The following is a 16,835-nucleotide window of genomic DNA, read 5'->3' as shown; positions in this document are numbered from 1 at the left end:
GCAAATCTATATGAATCTACACCGGAAAACTTTGGTATTACTACATGGCCATGGCATAGATGACACGATTTGGGACAGCCTCGACGCTGCGATCAATGACACCTATACGGTAGTAAGGCCGAACATTTCGCTCTTCACTTCCTGCCAGACGGTAGAGGAATATGCCGATGAACTGCATCGCTTCCTGACCAACGCCAACATTCAGAAATGTACGCTGATAGGTCATTCGATGGGCGGCTATATTTCCCTGGCGTTTGCCGAAAAATACATGGATATGCTCGAAGGCTTCGGGCTTTTTCATTCCACAGCTTACGCCGATGATGATGCCAAAAAACATCAGCGCGGCCAGATGATCGACCTGCTTAGGACCTACGGCACCGAGTCGTTCGTCAAAAGTACCGCCGCAAACCTCTTTGGGGACCGGTACAAGGAGCTTTACCCCGAGCGTATCAAGGAACATATCGCGCATTTCGGCAAACTCCCTGCCGAAGCGCTTATCGCCGGTATCACAGCCATGCGCAACCGCCCCGACCGCACCGCGGTACTAGCCAGTCTGCCGTTTCCGGTACTGTTTATTATCGGTATGCAAGACAAGCTCATCCCCTTCGAAAGCGTCATCGAGCTCGCTGAATTTCCGAAAAAGAGCTATCCGCTGATCTTCGCCGAGGCCGGTCATATGGGCATGGTAGAACGGCCGGATGCTACCGCAAGGATGATCAACTGGTATATGAGTAAAATTTAACGGAAGAAAAAGGAAAATTCATCATCAAAAACAGGCCATTATGCGTTACCACTAATATACTAATGGCCTGTTTATCTTTTAGCTATGCGAAAATCTATCCCTTCCCTTTCATTTCGACACCTTGGTTTCCTGCTCATTTGGAGCCTGCTGATCCTCAACTCGTGTAAGGACGAAGACACCAAGCTGGTACCGCCCACCGAGAATGTCTATTTAAAGGAAAGTACCCCTATTACTTCCCTCAGCAAGGCGCAGATTATCCAAAAGACAGGCAGTTTGTCGGGGTTGGTTACGGCATACGTAAAGAACGATATCAAAGTCTACAAGATCACTTATAAAACCAAAAACACCGATGGTACGGATATCACCGCTTCGGGCGCGCTGATCGTCCCTGTAACAGCGGCCCCTGTGTCGATGATCAGCGTCCAGCACGGCACCATCACGGATCCCGGTGAGGCTCCGTCTCTTTTTAAGGACGGATCGGAGGGCTCCTCTTTCGGCTCGCTGTTCGGATCGATGGGCTACATTATCGCCTATCCCGATTACATTGGCTATGGGGCTTCCGACAATCTCCCGCACCCGTACGAGCACCGCGCGAGCCTTGCTTCGGCATCATTGGATATGCTCAGAGCAGCAAAGGAGTTCCTGCGGGGACAAACGGAAGTTAAATGGGACGAAAAACTGTACGTGGCAGGGTATTCGGAAGGCGGGTTTGCAACGATGTCCCTCCAACGGAAGATTGAGGAAGAAGCCTCGTCGGAATTTAACCTGCGTGCATCCAGCTGCGGGGCGGGCGCGTACGATAAAACCGCATTCATGAAGCACATTATCAACGATAAAACAGACGGCATTGCAGGGTATAACTCGCTTTATCTTTGGGTTTTGCTTACCTACGACAACATCTATAAGCTTAACAAACCTGCCTCCTATTATTTCACGGAGAAATATGCTTCCAAAGTTGCCGCATCGGGAAGAAATGTCTCCATTGCAGAGAGCTTCCATCTGGCCTTGAACGACTCATTCAAAAAAGCACTCAACGACGGGACGGATAAGGGTTTCATAGATGCCATTGCCGATAACGACGTTTACAATTTTAAGCCCAAAACCCCGACACAGCTCTATCATGGCACTAAAGACCCGCTGGTGTTTTTCTTTAATTCCGAAAATGCCTACAATGCCATGCAAAAACTGGGCGCAACCAATGTGACATTTATCAAGGTTACTGACGGCACACACAGCAGTTCGATCTTACCATTCCTGCTGGGTACTCAGGCATTTTTTGCCGAAACGCCATAAATAATATGGTATATTTACATCCCATTAATTTCATAGGGTAAATATGCTTTCAACTACAAAGTTTTTTACATTTTCATCCCGGCGGGCATTCTTTCGGTCCGTTCGATGTTGTTGATTTGCGCTTGCACAGAGAGGCCGCCCGGTCGGTAACTCTTGATACACGTACCTTTTTTGAATCACAACATCACGAATTTTCACCATGTCATCATTACTGGATCTGGTAGGCAATACACCCCTGGTTGAATTACGAAGAGTTAATCCCAATCCCAACGTACGCATATTCGGCAAGCTGGAAGGTAACAATCCCGGCGGCAGCGTGAAAGACCGCGCAGCTTACAGCATGATTAAAGGCGCGCTCGAACGCGGCGAAGTGAAACCCGGTATGAAGCTCGTGGAAGCTACCAGCGGCAACACCGGCATTGCGCTGGCCATGATCGCCCGGCTTTTCGACCTTGAAATAGAATTACTGATGCCGCAGAGCTCCACCCGCGAGCGCGTGCTTACGATGGAAGCGTTCGGCGCAAAAGTTATCCTCACCGAAACCATGGAAAGCGCCCGCGATCTGGCCGAAGAAAAGGCAGCCGCAGGCGATTATTTCATGCTTAACCAATTTGCCAATCCCGATAACTGGAAAGCGCATTACCGCACTACCGGCCCGGAAATTTACCGCGATACCAACCAGCAGATCACCCATTTCGTATCATCGATGGGTACTACCGGCACCATTATGGGCGTTTCGCGCTATTTGAAAGAACAAAACCGCAATATCCAGATCGTCGGCTGCCAGCCCAACGATGGTTCGAGTATCCCCGGCATCCGCAAATGGCCGGTGGAATATCTTCCCAAAATATTTGAAAAACAGCGTGTAGACCGCGTGATCGAAGTGTCGCAGGACGATGCCACACTCACCACCCGCCGACTGGCCAACGAAGAAGCGATTTTTGCAGGAATGAGCAGCGGAGGCGCTGCCTGGGCCGCCATAGAGCTGGCGAAGGAATTGAAAGAAGGCGTGATCGTCTTCATTATCTGCGATCGCGGCGACCGGTACTTGTCAAGCGAGCTGTTTGGGTAATACTTCGGCTTTCGGCCATCGGCAGTCGGCAGTCGGCTATTGACTATAAGGCCGATAGCTGACTGCCGAAAGCCGAAGTACTCTTAAAACCATCCCGATCCCAGGTTACGGAAAGGCCAGGGGATAGCTACCAGGATAATGATCAATGCCAATGCATAGAAGTATAATACTGTCCGGTGCTTGTCGGCACCTGTGAGCTTCTTCGAGCGCACTCTTCCTACCGTGATGAGCACGATCGCGATCAGCATCATGAACACGTGTTCTATCGAATAAAAACGAAATACTTTCTCGCTGATCAGATCGAAGTTAACTTTGGAGCTCATGAAATACAGCACCAGTCCGATCAACAACTGGGTGTGGGTTGCGATAAGGGTAAAGAGGTACAGCTTGCTGTCGCCCTGGCTGCCCTTTTGCCAGTTGGAGTACGCCGTGAAAATCGCTGCAATCAAAAGTCCTAACACCACATAACGGAGGCCCGAATGGGCGTGTAGAAGAATATTCATGATAATACTGGTTACGGTGAATAAGTATATGCATGCAAATGTAACTCGCAAACATAAATTTTTATAAAATGATCGTCTATAACATCACAGTCAATATCAGCTATCAGGCCGAAAACGATTGGCTGCATTATATGAAATCGGTGTACCTCCCGGAAATCAATGCTACGGAACTGCCACTGGAGTGCAAGCTGCTTCGGCTCCTGACCGAAATCGAGAACGAAGGATCGACCTACACTACCCAGTTTACATTCAGGACGATGGAAGATTTTCTGGCTTACCAGACCCACTTCCAACCTGCCTTGCAGGAGCGTCACCATGAGCTTTTTAACGGGCAATATGTCTCTTTCAGGACACTTTTAGAGGAAGCCTGAGGCCCTAGAACCTATTTTTCGGCACAAATAAATGTCCCTTAAAAACCACGGTTATTACTTGACATTAACTTAATATTTCCTTTTATTTAATCTACCGTTAAGGCAGATTCAACCAGGAGATCAGCCCGGATAGCATACGTTTTTTATAACTATCCGAAGATGAATAAACCTCCGGTCCGAAAATCTGGAAAGCGGTTGGAAATATGTTTTACTTTAAAATGATGTGTGCTTATGAGACTGCAGATGCAAGCAATTCACTTTGATGCCGATCCCAAGTTACTGACTTTCATTCAGCAAAAATTGGATAAACTGGATACGTTCTATGACCGGATCACCAGTGGAGAGGTATTCCTTAAGCTCGACAGGAATGATAATACTAAGTTGCATACCAAACTCCTTGAAGTGAAGCTCTACGTGCCCGGCGGGACGATGTTTGTGAGAGAGCAGGGAACCACCTTTGAAGAAGCAACTGATTTGGCAATAGATACCCTGAAAATGCAGGTTAAAAAATTCAAAAATAAAAGGAACAATGCCAGGGCTCCGAAAAGCCTTGACGGACTATCCGAAGATAACGGGGTAGTCGTGCTGGCCGAAGACATAGAAGAATAGACCAGCCTCCAACCAGAACCAGGAAGCCGCCTACCGCCAGGCGGCTTTTTGCGTTTTAGGTGTATTTTTGAAATTCCATTCCAAGTAAATGACCCATTTATGCAAATAGAACCTGTTGTCGACTCGACGTTCGACCATCTTTTCAAATTCACGCAGGAACAAGTACAGGCATTCGCCGACCTGACCGGCGATAACAACCCCGTGCATCTCGATGCCGAATATGCTGCTACCACGCAGTTCAAGAAACCGATCATCCACGGAATGTTGGGTATTACGGTTTTCACGAAGGTACTGGGCACCCAATTTCCCGGTTTCGGCTCCATTTACCTAAAACAAACTGTGGAATTTCTGCGCCCGATGTATGTTGAAACGGAGTATCGGGCCGTTTTCAAAATCGTGTCCATCAACCCGGCCAAGCATATCGCAGAAATCTCCACCGAGATTTACGACGCCACCACCAAAAAGATCGCCGTCCGTGGCATTGCCACGATGGTGAACGAAGCAAAATTCTAAAAAGGAAAAGCCCCGGCGATGATCGCCGGGGCTTTGAAAATCTTCCGTGTGCTTCGTTATTTTTCGCCTTCGTTCTTTTTGTTCTGAACTTCTGCGCGAATATCCTGAGCCAACGTTTTCAGATCTTGCATGCCTTTACGTACACGAGTTCCGGCAGCCTGGTTGCCTTTGTTATAGAACTTATCAAAATCGCCCTCCAGTGAAAGAATCAGTTCTTTTACTTCATCGAATCTTGCCATGTTTTCTTTGTTTTTTAGTTTTAAAAAATGCCTCTCACACGCTAAAAACGCATGTTTTGACCGAAATTTAGTAATTAAAACCATTTAAGCAACCCAAAAAACAAAAAAAAACACTTCTAAAATACAATTAAATACCCAAATCTACACAAATCACTCAATAACAAGTAGTTACACTCATCAACTTTTATTGTCCAGCAGTAAATAAAAAAGAGGGCTCTTTCGAAAAAAGCCCTCTGCACGCAAAAAAAGCGGTTTTATAACTATTCCACGACTTCTTGTACCGCGTCGCTTTGGTAAACCCGGTTTTTGAGTTTCTCGGCGAGCGTCGTGAATGCATTCAGCGTATATTCTACATCTTCGAGCGTATGTGACGCCGTCGGGATGATGCGGAGCATGATCTGGCCCTTCGGTACTACCGGGTAAACCACGATCGAACAGAAGACACCCATGTTCTCGCGCAAGTCACGTACCATACGCGTAACCTCCGGCACACCGCCCTCGCTGTGGAGGAACACCGGCGTTACGGGCGACTCGGTTTCGCCGATATTGAAACCACGGCTGCGCAAGCCATCCTGCATTGCTTTCACATTTTCCCAAAGCTTCGCTCGGAGTTCAGGCATTTGCTTGATCATCTCCAGGCGTTTGCGGCAACCTTCCACGTAAGGCATCGGAAGCGCCTTCGCATACGTTTGCGAACGCATGTTGTATTTGAGGAACATAATGATCTCCGGGTCGTTGGAAGCGATGAACGCTCCGATAGCCGCCATCGACTTCGCGAATGTAGAGAAGTACAGGTCTATTTCGTCCTGAACACCCAGCAACTCGCCTACCCCGGCGCCTGTTTCACCCATTGTACCGAAGCCGTGGGCATCGTCCACGAGCAAACGGAAGTTGTATTTCTTTTTCAGTTCGGCAATCGCTTTCAGGTCGCCCACTTTGCCCGACATTCCGAAAACGCCTTCGGTAATCACCAACACGCCGCCGCCTTTCTCTTCTGCGAGTTTGGTAGCGCGGATCAGGTTCTTTTCAAGGCTCACCATGTCGTTATGGTTGAACTTGTAATATTCGCCCAGTTTCGCTTTGTGCAGGCGGATACCATCGATCAGGCAGGCGTGCGATTCGGCGTCGTACACGATCACGTCGCGGTGGTCGCAAAGACATTCGATAGCGGACATCACGCCCTGGTAACCATAGTTAAGGAGGAATGCATCTGTTTTACCGACAAATTGCGCCAGTTCCTTTTCAAAAGTTTCATGCAGGACGGAGTTCCCCGACATCATCCTTGCACCCATCGGGTACGCGAGGCCCCATTTGGCAGCGGCTTCGGCGTCCGCTTTACGCACTTCCGGATGGTTCGCCAGGCCCAGGTAATTGTTGAGACTCCAGTTCAGCACTTCCCGTCCCATAAATCTCATGCGCGGTCCAAGCTCTCCTTCCAGCATCGGAAACGAAAAATAATGGTGGCTGTTCAGCATTTTGGCCGGCGTTCCGATCGGACCTGAGTTGTTGCGCAATTTCTCGAAAATATCCACTCTCTCTTTTTTTATGTGGGTAACTGATGATTTAAATGTTAGATAAATGCAAAAATAAAAAATTTACATTTAACTTAAAAAAGACCTTCGTCATTGCAACCTACGGTAAGTTAGTAAATTAATGGGAAGAGTGCCTTTAATCGGCACGCTGTATCCCAAACCTTACCACCATTTTTATGCCCCAAATCCGAAAAATACTAGTCGCCAACCGGGGCGAAATTGCATTGAGAATCATGCGTACCGCGCGGGAAATGGGCATCGCGACGGTCGCGGTGTTCAGCGAGGCCGACCGCACGTCCCCGCACGTGCGCTACGCCGACGAGGCCGTATGCATAGGAGCGGCGCCTTCTTCTGAATCGTATTTAAATATTGATAAAATCCTGAAAGTCTGCGAAGATCTCGGAGTCGACGCGATCCACCCCGGCTACGGGTTCCTTTCCGAAAATGCAGGGTTTGCAAGACGTGTGCGGGAAGCGGGACTGATTTTCATTGGTCCCTCGCCGGAATCGATAGAAGTCATGGGCAGCAAGCTGGCGGCCAAGCAAGCGGCTTCCCAATATCATATTCCGATGGTGCCCGGCACGCCGGACGCGATCGACGACCGCAACGAGGCCAAACGCATTGCCACCAGCATTGGGTATCCGATTCTCATCAAAGCCAGTGCGGGCGGCGGGGGGAAAGGTATGCGCGTGGTAGAAAGCGAAGCAGAATTCGATGAGCAAATGGACCGGGCAGTGAGCGAGGCTCAGGCAGCATTCGGAGACGGGTCTGTTTTCATTGAAAAGTACATTACCTCGCCCAAGCACATCGAAATCCAGGTTCTCGGCGACCACCACGGCAACATTATCCATCTTTTTGAAAGGGAATGCTCTATCCAGCGCCGGCACCAGAAGGTGGTGGAAGAAGCACCGTCGATTTCCATTACCCCCGAAATCCGTGAGGAAATGGGGCGCTGCGCGGTGGATGTGGCGCGCTCCTGTAACTACTACGGCGCAGGAACGGTGGAGTTTATCATGGACGAGAAACGGAACTTCTACTTCCTTGAAATGAATACACGCTTGCAAGTCGAGCATCCGGTGACGGAAATGATCACGGGCGTGGACCTGGTGAAAGAGATGATCAAAATTGCGGAGGGGCAGCCGCTTGCTATTGCCCAGGAAGATTTGCAGATCCGTGGCCATGCCATTGAAATAAGGGTATATGCCGAGGATGCAGCCAACCACTTCCTGCCCGACATTGGCACACTGTACACCTACGTGAAGCCCGACGGCAATGGCGTACGTGTGGATGATGGCTTCGAACAAGGCATGGAAATCCCGATCTACTACGATCCGATGATCGCCAAGCTCATTACCTACGGCGAAAACCGCGAAACGGCGATCCGGAAAATGGTCAGGGCCATTGATGAATACCAGATCAGCGGCGTGCAAACTACGCTTCCTTTCTGCCGGTTTGTGATGCAGCATGAGGCATTTGTCAATGGCAGCTTCGATACCAATTTTGTCGGCCGGCATTTCAACCCGGATGTGTTAAGTACAAAAACTGATGACGAAGTCGCGGGCCTTGCAGCGCTGATCTCGGCGCTTCTCAGCGATGCTTCACCGGAAAGCAAACCTGTTCAGAATGAGGAAGTGAATGTAAACGCATCGAAATGGAAAGAGCGCCGCTTCGCAGCACATTAAAACCGCCGCATTTCTTGAAATTTTTTAAAAAAATTCCTACTTTTGCGCTCTTATTTTAGATAAGGGCTGATTATACAAATTTTTGGGCAATTTGAAACGCCTGCAAGTATTCCTGCTATCAAATTTTCTTTGAAAGGTGAGTGCTTATCTAGTTAATAATTGCTATAATTCAGTTGTAATAAGTGCCGGAATCCGCCAGAAATCGGGATTTATCCTTTTTTCCTGACATTATCTACGACCAAAGAAATTCACAGAATATCCAGCTATGAAGCTATCCGAATTTAAGTTTGATCTTCCCCAGAGTTTAATCGCACTTCATCCTTCCGACCGCGGAGAGTCCCGCCTGATGGTCGTTCACCGGAAAACAGGAGAAATTGAACATAAAACATTCGCCGATGTGATCAATTATTTTGACGACGGCGATGTAATGGCTATTAACGACACGAAGGTATTCCCGGCCCGCCTTTACGGCCAAAAGGAAAAGACCGGCGCGAAGATCGAAGTTTTCCTGTTGCGCGAATTGAACCGCGAAATGCGCCTTTGGGATGTTCTGGTTGATCCAGCACGTAAAATCCGTGTAGGTAACAAGCTGTATTTCGGCGACAGTGATCTGGTAGCCGAGGTAATCGACAACACTACTTCACGCGGCCGTACGATCCGTTTCCTTTACGATGGCGACAACGACGCATTCATGAAGCTGGTTGACGAACTGGGTGAGACACCGCTTCCTCCCGAAATTATCTCACGCCGCAAGGTAGAGAGCGCCGACCGTGAGCGTTTCCAGACGATTTTCGCAGAGCACGTAGGTGCCGTAGCAGCTCCTACTGCGGGTATGCACTTCACTAAGGCCATCATGAAGCGTCTTGAAATTAAAGGAGTTAGCTTCGCCCCGGTTACTTTGCACGTAGGTCTCGGCACATTCCGTACCGTGGATGTGGAAGATTTGACCAAACACAAAACCGACTCGGAAAACTACCGTATTACACAAGGTACCGCCGACGTTGTGAACAAGGCGATTGATGGTAAAAAACGCATTTGCGCGGTAGGTACCACTTCGCTGCGGGCGATCGAATCGTCGGTATCGGCGAGTGGCCATTTGAAGCCGGTAGAAGGCTGGACGGACAAATTCGTGTTCCCCCCGTACGATTTCAAGATCGCCAACGCATTGCTATCGAATTTCCAATTGCCTGAATCGATTCTTTTGATGGCCGCTTGCGCCTTTGGAGGTTTTGATCTGGTAATGAAAGCTTACGACATCGCTATCAAGGAGAAATACAAATTCTTCACATACGGCGATGCCATGCTGATCATTTAATATACAACCCTGAAATCCAATGGTCATTTATGATCAGCGACTAGTTGTCCTGAGCCGTAAATGACCATTTTTTGTTAGTCCTGAATCCAATGCAAGAATACGTCATCATCGTTGCCGGCGGAAGTGGAAGCCGCATGAAAAGTGATATCCCGAAACAGTTTCTGTCCGTAAACGGCCTGCCTGTGCTGATGCACACGATCCGGGCGTTTGCCGGTTATTCGCCCAACCTGCGCATTATCCTGGTGCTGCCGTCGGAGCAGTTTGGTTTTTGGGAGGAATTGTGCAGGACACATAGTTTCGCTATCCCCCATCAACTCGTAGCAGGTGGGAAAACACGCTTTCATTCGGTCAAAAACGGGCTGAACTGCATTGTGGAGAAAGAAGAATTCCTCGTAGCCGTTCACGACGGTGTAAGACCGATGATATCCCGCGAGATCATTGCCGATAGCTTCAAAAATGCCGCTTTACACGGAGCGGCGGTAGTGAGTGTGCCTTTGAAAGATTCCATCCGGATTGTAGGCCAGAATGAAGGAAACAAAGCGATGGACCGTACGCTTTTTCGGCTGATCCAGACACCGCAAACGTTTAAATCCAGCTGGATGAAGGCCGCATTCACCGCCGACTACCACGAATCATTCACCGACTGCGCAAGCGTACTGGAAGCCTGGGGTTACAATATCCAGCTTATCGACGGGGCTTACGAAAATATCAAGATTACCACTCCCGAAGACCTTCGCTGGGCGGAAATTTACCTCAAAGCCACTTCCTGAACCATTCAAAGGCCTCCTTCTGCATATCCGCGTCAAATTTGTGCGGACCGTCGTAGAAGCTGGCTTTGTATTTGTCAGACGCGCCGGCCTTTTTGAAAACTTCGGTCAGAATGGCGTCCGCCTGCTTCATTTCCGGAAGCGTGTAGAGCTCGTCCTGGTTGTTGTTTAAAACCAATGTCGGTAACGGCACCCTCAGACCCAGAATCTCGGGAAAATCGAGGTATTTAGGCAGCAGCGGCGTGTAGGTCATCCAGGTATGGTTAAATGATTTATTCAAAATCAAATCCTTCCAGGTAGTCATAAAACCGACGCAAACGGCACATTTAATGCGCGGATCGAGACCTGCCAGGTATACCGTGCGCAACCCGCCACCGGAAAGCCCGCCGCAGCCGAGGCGGTTAGCATCTACCTCTTTCCGGGCTGCCAGAATATCGAGTGCAACCTGATCTTCCATCAAAAAAACACCCGGCCAGGTGGTACCGGCCGAAAACAGCGATTTGGACATCACATGCTCGTGCTCCGACGACCACGCATTATAAGTCCGGATATTCTCCGATTTTTCGGGATCCGCATCCGATTTGCCTTCTGTGCTCACAGCGCCCCAGTTCAGCCCTTTTGTATCCTCATAATACACCCTGCGGCTGCCGAATGCATAAGTATCGTGCACCAATACTACGTGACCTTGTTTCGCTATCTCATTGGCCCAAGCCCTGCCGCCGTAGTCCGTTTCCTGATGTTCTTTCAATATCGGATGCTGGTCGTCGGAGGTTTTCACAATTTTCCTTAGCCCGAAATACTTCATTCCAGCGTGATCATGAAGCCCGAGAATGCCCGGCAAAGGTTTGGTAACGCCAGCCGGTTTGAGTAAAACCGCTTCGGTAGGCCGCCCGTAAGGTAATTGCCACGAGAGTTCTTCTACTTCCAGCCCGTCGTAGGTATACTTTTTCTTGACGGTCACTTTCGGCAATGCAGGTTTTACGGGAGCCGACACCAGTTGCCTGGTCTTCTCTAAAGCCTCCTTCCGCCAGGGGTCAATCTTATCCCATTTGGGATTTCGAAATGAAAGCGGGGGCTGCGTAGGAAGCAATGAGGCGGCCCAGGGACCGTAAGCGCCAATCAGGCTTTTTTCTGATGCCATAGAAAAGGAATGAATACTGTCTGCGTTAAGGATAGGAACTGCCGCCGTTACCGACGCCCCGCCCGCCATCGACAATGCGACCGCGCCGGCGGTGTTTCTTAAAAATGATCTTCTCGATATTTCACCAGCATTGCGGTCCGTGTCGGCGGTTTTCATAAGCTAGACTTTGACAAATATTTTTTGACGATACAAAAAGTAGAGGAACAGCCAAACCAGTACAAATCCGCCCAGCGTATTGTAAACCTCATGCCAGTTCTCGGGGGCGTGTTTATAAATACCCGCGAACAGCAGCCGCGACGACTCATTGAAATCCACAAACCGCACCGCGAGGTAAATGACGAGCGAATTCAGGCCGATTACGCGGAAGAAAAATGCCCATTGATGATATCCTTTCACATCGATAATCCAGTAAAACAGCGCCAGCATTGCAAAGGCCATTCCGGAAGTGAGCATGATAAACGAGCTCGACCAAAGGTGTTTGTTAACCGGGAACACGAAATTCCAGATTAGTCCGATCACAATGCCGGCCAATGCGAATGTAAAAAGCTTCTGAACCTTCCTTCCTGAATTGCTTTCTTTCAGCAGCACGTCACCGGCTACTGTACCGAAAATGGTGAGGCATATCGCCGGAAACTGGGTAAGAAGTGCCAGTTCATCATACGTGCCCTGCTTCAATATTCCCGGCATAAAATTACGGTCGATCCAGCCGACGAGGTTCCCCTCAAAAGAAAGGTCGCCTGCGCCAAAACCGGGAACCGGTACCAATATTACAATCAGATAATAAGCAACGAGAATGCCGACTCCGATATACAGGCGCTGGTTCGTCCCAAATTTCATATACAATATAGCTGAAATGAACGTCGCGAGACCTATCCGTCCGAGCACGCTCCCGTAGCGTATATGCGCGGGATCGAAAATGTCCATCGGCGCATTCTTGTCGAGGATGCCCAATGCGATCAGGATCAGCATTCGCTTGAATACCTTGTTCCGTATCACCGACGGCGGAATACCCTTCGCCAGCCCGCCCGTAATGCTGAATGCCAGTGATGATCCGGCGAGGAAAAGAAACAGCGGAAATATAAAATCATAGAAAGTAAAGCCATTCCAGGCCGGGTGTTCGAATTGTGCGGCCACAGCGTCAATAAACGGGATGCCCGTTTTCCCGCCCAGCGTGGAAATGAACTGCCCGCCTCCGGCGATCATCAGCATATCAAATCCCCGCAATGCATCAATCGAGGCCAACCGGCCCGGGGAGTGGGATTGCCTGACTTCCTTTTGAGTGACAATAGAAGGTGCTTCCATAGGTTTAGGATAACTATTTGGAATAGAAGTCACTATACTGCTGCATTTACCTGTACCCGCAACGCTATTTGCGCATTTCGACGTCGTTGTTCGCCGTTTCGATGGCTGTCAGCAAGCTCGCAGATTCTCTATCCAGGAAGAAAGCGCAATGCGGATGAAGCTGTAAAATGCTCGCAGGAAATGCATTACTCACCTCACTTTCCAAGCTGTTTTTAACTGCTACTGCCTTCCTTTCATCCGGAACTGAGCAAATGATGTGCGTCGATTTCATGATCTGCCGTACCGACATGCTGATCGCCTGCAACGGCACTTCTTCGAGTGACTCAAACCAGCCCTCACCCATTTGCTGACGACGGCATGGCTCATCCAGATTTACCACCAGATACGGCGATTCCGTGTCAAAATCGGCAGGCGGGTCGTTGAACGCTAAATGTCCATTCTCACCGATGCCTACCAGCGCCACATCAATCGGATGTTCACCGATGTTTTGGGCCAGATATGCCAGCTCTTTTTCAAGATCGCCTTCCCCGTCGATCAGATACGAAGCATTCAGGGACGGCACTTTGGATAGAAACCGCTCAGACAGGTATTTCCGGAAACTCGCCGGATGTGTCACCGGCAAACCGATGTATTCATCCAAATGAAACATCGTGACTTTCGACCATTCTATGTCCTTTTCCTCTATCAGCTGATTCAGTGTTTCAAATTGACTGGTTCCGGTTGCCAGGATCACATTTGCATAGCCTTGCCTGGTTATTGTGTCTCTGATAATCATGGCTGCATAAGCCCCGGCACTTTGCCCCAACTCCTCTTTTGTCTCCGAAATAATAACTTTCATACGCTTTTATGATTTTACTTCCGTATTACCCCCCTCCTTCAATGCAATGTCGACGGGCTTATTTTTCTTCCACGAACCGTTTGTAAAGTCAGGTACATCGATAGAATTGGACCTGTTTGCCACCGACCATTCAGTGAGAGGCGATATTACACTCCATGACGCAGCATCGTATACGTCCTGATCCAAAGGAAGGCCGTTGCGCAGGCAATCGATCAGCCGCCAGTCCATCAGGAAGTCCATTCCGCCATGTCCACCTACTTTTTTTGCCAATTCGCCCACGCGCTTTACGATCTCGGGCTGGTATTGCTGCTCCAACTTCTTAAATTCTTCGGGCTTAACCCACTCATGTCCCTGCGAAATGCGGCCTTGCGTACCATCCTCCGGTAACGGATACTTCTGCGCAGCACCCTTGGTACCGCTGATCAGATGCAAACGTGAATAGGGCCGGGGAGAGGACACGTCGTGTTGCAGCATGATCGTCTTTCCCTTGTTCGTTCTGATAGTTGTGGTATTCATATTTCCGCGGTACGATTTACCCGCGTACTTCTTAAAATCCGGGTCTTTCGCCGCCAGTTCATTAGCCTTGGCTTGCAGCATATAGTCGTTGCTGCTCATGGACACCAGGTAGTCCATTTTGTCGCCGCGGTTAATGTCCAGAATCTGCGCAATAGGCCCCAGGCCATGCATAGGGTACAAATTACCGTTCCGCTGGTTCTCTTTCAGACGCCACAAATCGTAACGCTTGTCTTTTTGAAACAGAGATTCAAAAATGTCGTGAATATAGGCCCCTTCAACATGTACAATTTCTCCGAAAAAGCGCTGCCGGGCCATATTCAATGTGAGTAATTCAAAGAAATCGTAGCAGCAGTTTTCGAGCATCATACAATGCTTTTTGGTTCGCTCGGAAGTTTCTACAAGTTTCCAGCAATCTTCGACCGTAGTCGCGGCCGGGATTTCCGTTGCGACATGCTTCCCATGCTCCATCGCGTACAATGCCATGGGCGTATGCAGGTTCCAGGGCGTGCAAATGTAAATCAGGTCGATATCGTCCCGTTCGCAAAGCTTCTTCCAGGCATCGGGCGAACCGGAGTAGGCGTCCGGATTATGCCCCGCTTCTTTCAAAAACTGCTTCGCGCTGTTTGCCTTTTCTGGCACAATATCGGCGACACCCTTCACCTGCACGCTGCCCAGGTGCACAATGCGCTTGATAGCCCCGCCCCCGCGATTACCCATGCCGATATACCCTATACGCACGACGTCAATCTTTGGCGCAGCAAAGCCGCTCATGTTGAAGAGCTGTTTTTTGTCAGCTGGCATCACGATACCCGGCTCGCTGATAACCTTCGCATTGGCTCCTGCCATCCCGAGTGTGCCCAAACCGGCTATTTTCAAAAATTCCCGCTTTTTCATTTGTTTTGAGTCAGTGTACAATCCAAAAAAACGTTTGCAATCGTACAATTTTACAATGTTTTATAGCGGCATTCCAGATATTTACTTTAAATAGTAGCGAGAACGTTATCGAAACCAGAATTTCATTCCAAGTCGTGAAGCGGGCAGTTCAATGACAAGAAGATTAACTACGATTAAAGACATTGCCAAAGCACTGGGAATATCGGTAGCAACTGTCTCACGCGCGATGAGGGACACTTATGATGTGAGTGCCGAAACAAGGAAACTCGTGCTGGATGCGGCTGCAAAAATGAATTACCGGCCGAATTTCAATGCAACCGGGTTGGTCAAAAGCGGTACACATAAAATAGCCGTGATTATTCCGGCAATTACCAATTATTATTTCTCTACCGTCATCACCGGCATCCAGGAATATGCCTTGGAACATAATTATCAGGTCATGTTGTACCTGACAAACGACTCCGCTTACTGGGAGACAAAAGTCGTTCGAGAGCTTTCGCTGAGCAGCGTCGACGGGCTATTGGCTTGCATTACGTCCGAAACAAGCGATTTCAGCCATTTCGAAGAATTAGTCGAAGCTGATATGCCGCTGGTGTTTTTTGATCGTGTACCGGAGACCGTCAAAACATCCGTAGTCGTCCAGGACGATTACACCGGGGCATGTATGGCCACCGAACATCTGATTGCCCAGGGATATTCAAAAATTGCGCACCTGGCTGGCCCTCCCGGCCTTAACCTCACCCAGCAACGACTTCAAGGCTATCTCGACACCTTAAAAAAACACAATCTCGAATCATATGGGGTGATCCACTCCGGTTTCAGTGATGAAAACGGGCGAGAGGATATCAGTACATTATTCCGTGGCGCTTCCCGCCCTGATGCTATCTTTTCGGTTAATGATCGCAAAGGATTCGGAGTGATCTTATGGCTTCGCGAACAAGGCATTAAAGTGGGAGAGGAAGTAGGTGTAATAGGCTTTACTAACGATCCGACCTCAAAGATCATTTCGCCTTCATTGTCCACAATTGCTGAGCCTGCCTATGAAATCGGGCGCAAAAGTTGCGAGGTACTGATCAGGCATATTCAAAAGCAAAGCTATCCCAAACAGGCGATCTCATTGCCTACCGAGCTGATTGTGCGGGAATCGACGCAGCGGGGAGTTTATGGAAAGGGGTATGGATTACATTCAAAACCCGTGTAAACGCAAAAAAGCCTCACATTGCTGCGAGGCTTTTGTTTTAATAATTGTGGCGTCTAGGCTGCGCGCCCCGCCTACTTTATTACCGGGTTTGATCGGGGACGCCCAGTCGGGGACGCCCAGTCGGGGACGCCCAGTCCAAGTATCATCGGCGGATCCGGACATCCAGGCCCCAAACGCAAAAAAGCCTCACATTACTGCGAGGCTTTTTGATTAATAATTGTGGCGGCTACCTACTTTACCGGGTTTGAACCAAGTATCATCGGCGGATCCGGGCTTAACTTCTCTGTTCGGGATGGGAAGAGGTG

The 16,835-nt window shown here is 49.2% G+C and carries 17 protein-coding genes and 1 rRNA gene; 10 read left to right on the top strand and 8 right to left on the bottom strand.

Translation table 11 applies throughout. The features are described 5' to 3' along the window. Positions 1-10: 10 nt before the first annotated feature. The 3 genes from J2Y43_RS25755 to cysM all read left to right on the top strand — a co-directional run bounded on the left by J2Y43_RS25755 (position 11) and on the right by cysM (position 3,107). Positions 11-742 carry an alpha/beta fold hydrolase gene (locus tag J2Y43_RS25755; RefSeq protein ID WP_223399827.1) on the top strand — a complete coding sequence of 244 codons (732 nt, stop codon included), beginning with the start codon at positions 11-13 and terminating at the stop codon, positions 740-742. Between the two features lie 84 nt (positions 743-826). Continuing rightward, positions 827-2,035 carry a lipase family protein gene (locus J2Y43_RS25750; protein WP_309990233.1) on the top strand — a complete coding sequence of 403 codons (1,209 nt, stop codon included), beginning with the start codon at positions 827-829 and terminating at the stop codon, positions 2,033-2,035. Positions 2,036-2,234: 199 nt separating this feature from the next. Further along, the gene (gene cysM / locus J2Y43_RS25745) at positions 2,235-3,107 is read left to right on the top strand and encodes a cysteine synthase CysM (RefSeq protein WP_309990238.1); all 873 of its coding nucleotides are present in this window, start codon (positions 2,235-2,237) and stop codon (positions 3,105-3,107) included. An 83-nt stretch (positions 3,108-3,190) separates the two neighbouring features. On the opposite strand, the gene J2Y43_RS25740 is transcribed toward cysM, so the two are convergent. After that, a complete protein-coding gene (locus J2Y43_RS25740) occupies positions 3,191-3,610 on the bottom strand; it encodes a cytochrome B (protein ID WP_309990240.1) in 420 nt (139 codons plus the stop codon). A 68-nt stretch (positions 3,611-3,678) separates the two neighbouring features. On the opposite strand from J2Y43_RS25740, the gene J2Y43_RS25735 reads away from it, so the two are divergent. The 3 genes from J2Y43_RS25735 to J2Y43_RS25725 all read left to right on the top strand — a co-directional run bounded on the left by J2Y43_RS25735 (position 3,679) and on the right by J2Y43_RS25725 (position 5,103). Next, a complete protein-coding gene (locus J2Y43_RS25735; RefSeq protein ID WP_309990242.1) occupies positions 3,679-3,981 on the top strand; it encodes a DUF4286 family protein in 303 nt (100 codons plus the stop codon). A gap of 231 nt (positions 3,982-4,212) precedes the next feature. Beyond that, positions 4,213-4,590: a ribosome hibernation-promoting factor, HPF/YfiA family gene (gene hpf / locus J2Y43_RS25730; protein WP_090374549.1), complete on the top strand. Its 378-nt coding sequence runs from the start codon at positions 4,213-4,215 to the stop codon at positions 4,588-4,590. Positions 4,591-4,689: 99 nt separating this feature from the next. Continuing rightward, positions 4,690-5,103 carry a MaoC family dehydratase gene (locus J2Y43_RS25725; RefSeq protein ID WP_309990245.1) on the top strand — a complete coding sequence of 138 codons (414 nt, stop codon included), beginning with the start codon at positions 4,690-4,692 and terminating at the stop codon, positions 5,101-5,103. A 56-nt stretch (positions 5,104-5,159) separates the two neighbouring features. Here J2Y43_RS25725 and J2Y43_RS25720 read toward each other — a convergent pair whose 3' ends face one another. Then, entirely contained in the window at positions 5,160-5,342 is a 183-nt protein-coding gene (locus J2Y43_RS25720) for a hypothetical protein (RefSeq protein WP_015812714.1), read from the bottom strand. 260 nt (positions 5,343-5,602) lie between these two features. Beyond that, positions 5,603-6,874, bottom strand: coding sequence for an aminotransferase class I/II-fold pyridoxal phosphate-dependent enzyme (locus tag J2Y43_RS25715; protein ID WP_309990256.1), 1,272 nt, complete (start codon positions 6,872-6,874; stop codon positions 5,603-5,605). A 176-nt stretch (positions 6,875-7,050) separates the two neighbouring features. On the opposite strand from J2Y43_RS25715, the gene accC reads away from it, so the two are divergent. The 3 genes from accC to J2Y43_RS25700 all read left to right on the top strand — a co-directional run bounded on the left by accC (position 7,051) and on the right by J2Y43_RS25700 (position 10,641). Further along, positions 7,051-8,556 carry an acetyl-CoA carboxylase biotin carboxylase subunit gene (accC, locus tag J2Y43_RS25710; RefSeq protein WP_309990259.1) on the top strand — a complete coding sequence of 502 codons (1,506 nt, stop codon included), beginning with the start codon at positions 7,051-7,053 and terminating at the stop codon, positions 8,554-8,556. Between the two features lie 265 nt (positions 8,557-8,821). Further along, a complete protein-coding gene (gene queA / locus J2Y43_RS25705) occupies positions 8,822-9,871 on the top strand; it encodes a tRNA preQ1(34) S-adenosylmethionine ribosyltransferase-isomerase QueA (RefSeq protein ID WP_223399810.1) in 1,050 nt (349 codons plus the stop codon). Positions 9,872-9,960: 89 nt separating this feature from the next. After that, a complete protein-coding gene (locus J2Y43_RS25700) occupies positions 9,961-10,641 on the top strand; it encodes a 2-C-methyl-D-erythritol 4-phosphate cytidylyltransferase (RefSeq protein WP_309990264.1) in 681 nt (226 codons plus the stop codon). Here the strand turns inward: J2Y43_RS25700 and J2Y43_RS25695 are convergent. The 4 genes from J2Y43_RS25695 to J2Y43_RS25680 form a co-directional block, all read right to left on the bottom strand. Beyond that, entirely contained in the window at positions 10,625-11,935 is a 1,311-nt protein-coding gene (locus J2Y43_RS25695; protein WP_309990267.1) for a hypothetical protein, read from the bottom strand. The genes J2Y43_RS25700 and J2Y43_RS25695 overlap by 17 nt on opposite strands. A gap of 3 nt (positions 11,936-11,938) precedes the next feature. Next, complete coding sequence (locus J2Y43_RS25690) at positions 11,939-13,081, bottom strand: DUF5009 domain-containing protein (RefSeq protein WP_309990270.1); 1,143 nt, start codon at positions 13,079-13,081, stop codon at positions 11,939-11,941. A 64-nt stretch (positions 13,082-13,145) separates the two neighbouring features. Next, complete coding sequence (locus J2Y43_RS25685) at positions 13,146-13,919, bottom strand: glucosamine-6-phosphate deaminase (protein ID WP_309990273.1); 774 nt, start codon at positions 13,917-13,919, stop codon at positions 13,146-13,148. Positions 13,920-13,925: 6 nt separating this feature from the next. Beyond that, complete coding sequence (locus J2Y43_RS25680) at positions 13,926-15,329, bottom strand: Gfo/Idh/MocA family oxidoreductase (RefSeq protein ID WP_309990276.1); 1,404 nt, start codon at positions 15,327-15,329, stop codon at positions 13,926-13,928. A gap of 151 nt (positions 15,330-15,480) precedes the next feature. Between J2Y43_RS25680 and J2Y43_RS25675 the strand changes: the two genes are divergently transcribed. Next, positions 15,481-16,530 (top strand): LacI family DNA-binding transcriptional regulator, encoded by a 1,050-nt coding sequence (locus tag J2Y43_RS25675; protein ID WP_309990280.1) that lies wholly within the window; start codon positions 15,481-15,483, stop codon positions 16,528-16,530. A 217-nt stretch (positions 16,531-16,747) separates the two neighbouring features. On the opposite strand, the gene rrf is transcribed toward J2Y43_RS25675, so the two are convergent. Next, positions 16,748-16,835: ribosomal RNA gene (gene rrf, locus J2Y43_RS25670) — 5S ribosomal RNA — on the bottom strand; the annotation flags it as partial.

The organism is Dyadobacter sp. BE31 (assembly GCF_031457695.1).
In the GTDB taxonomy this organism is placed as follows: domain Bacteria; phylum Bacteroidota; class Bacteroidia; order Cytophagales; family Spirosomataceae; genus Dyadobacter.
This window is presented reverse-complemented; position numbering and strand designations above follow the sequence as displayed.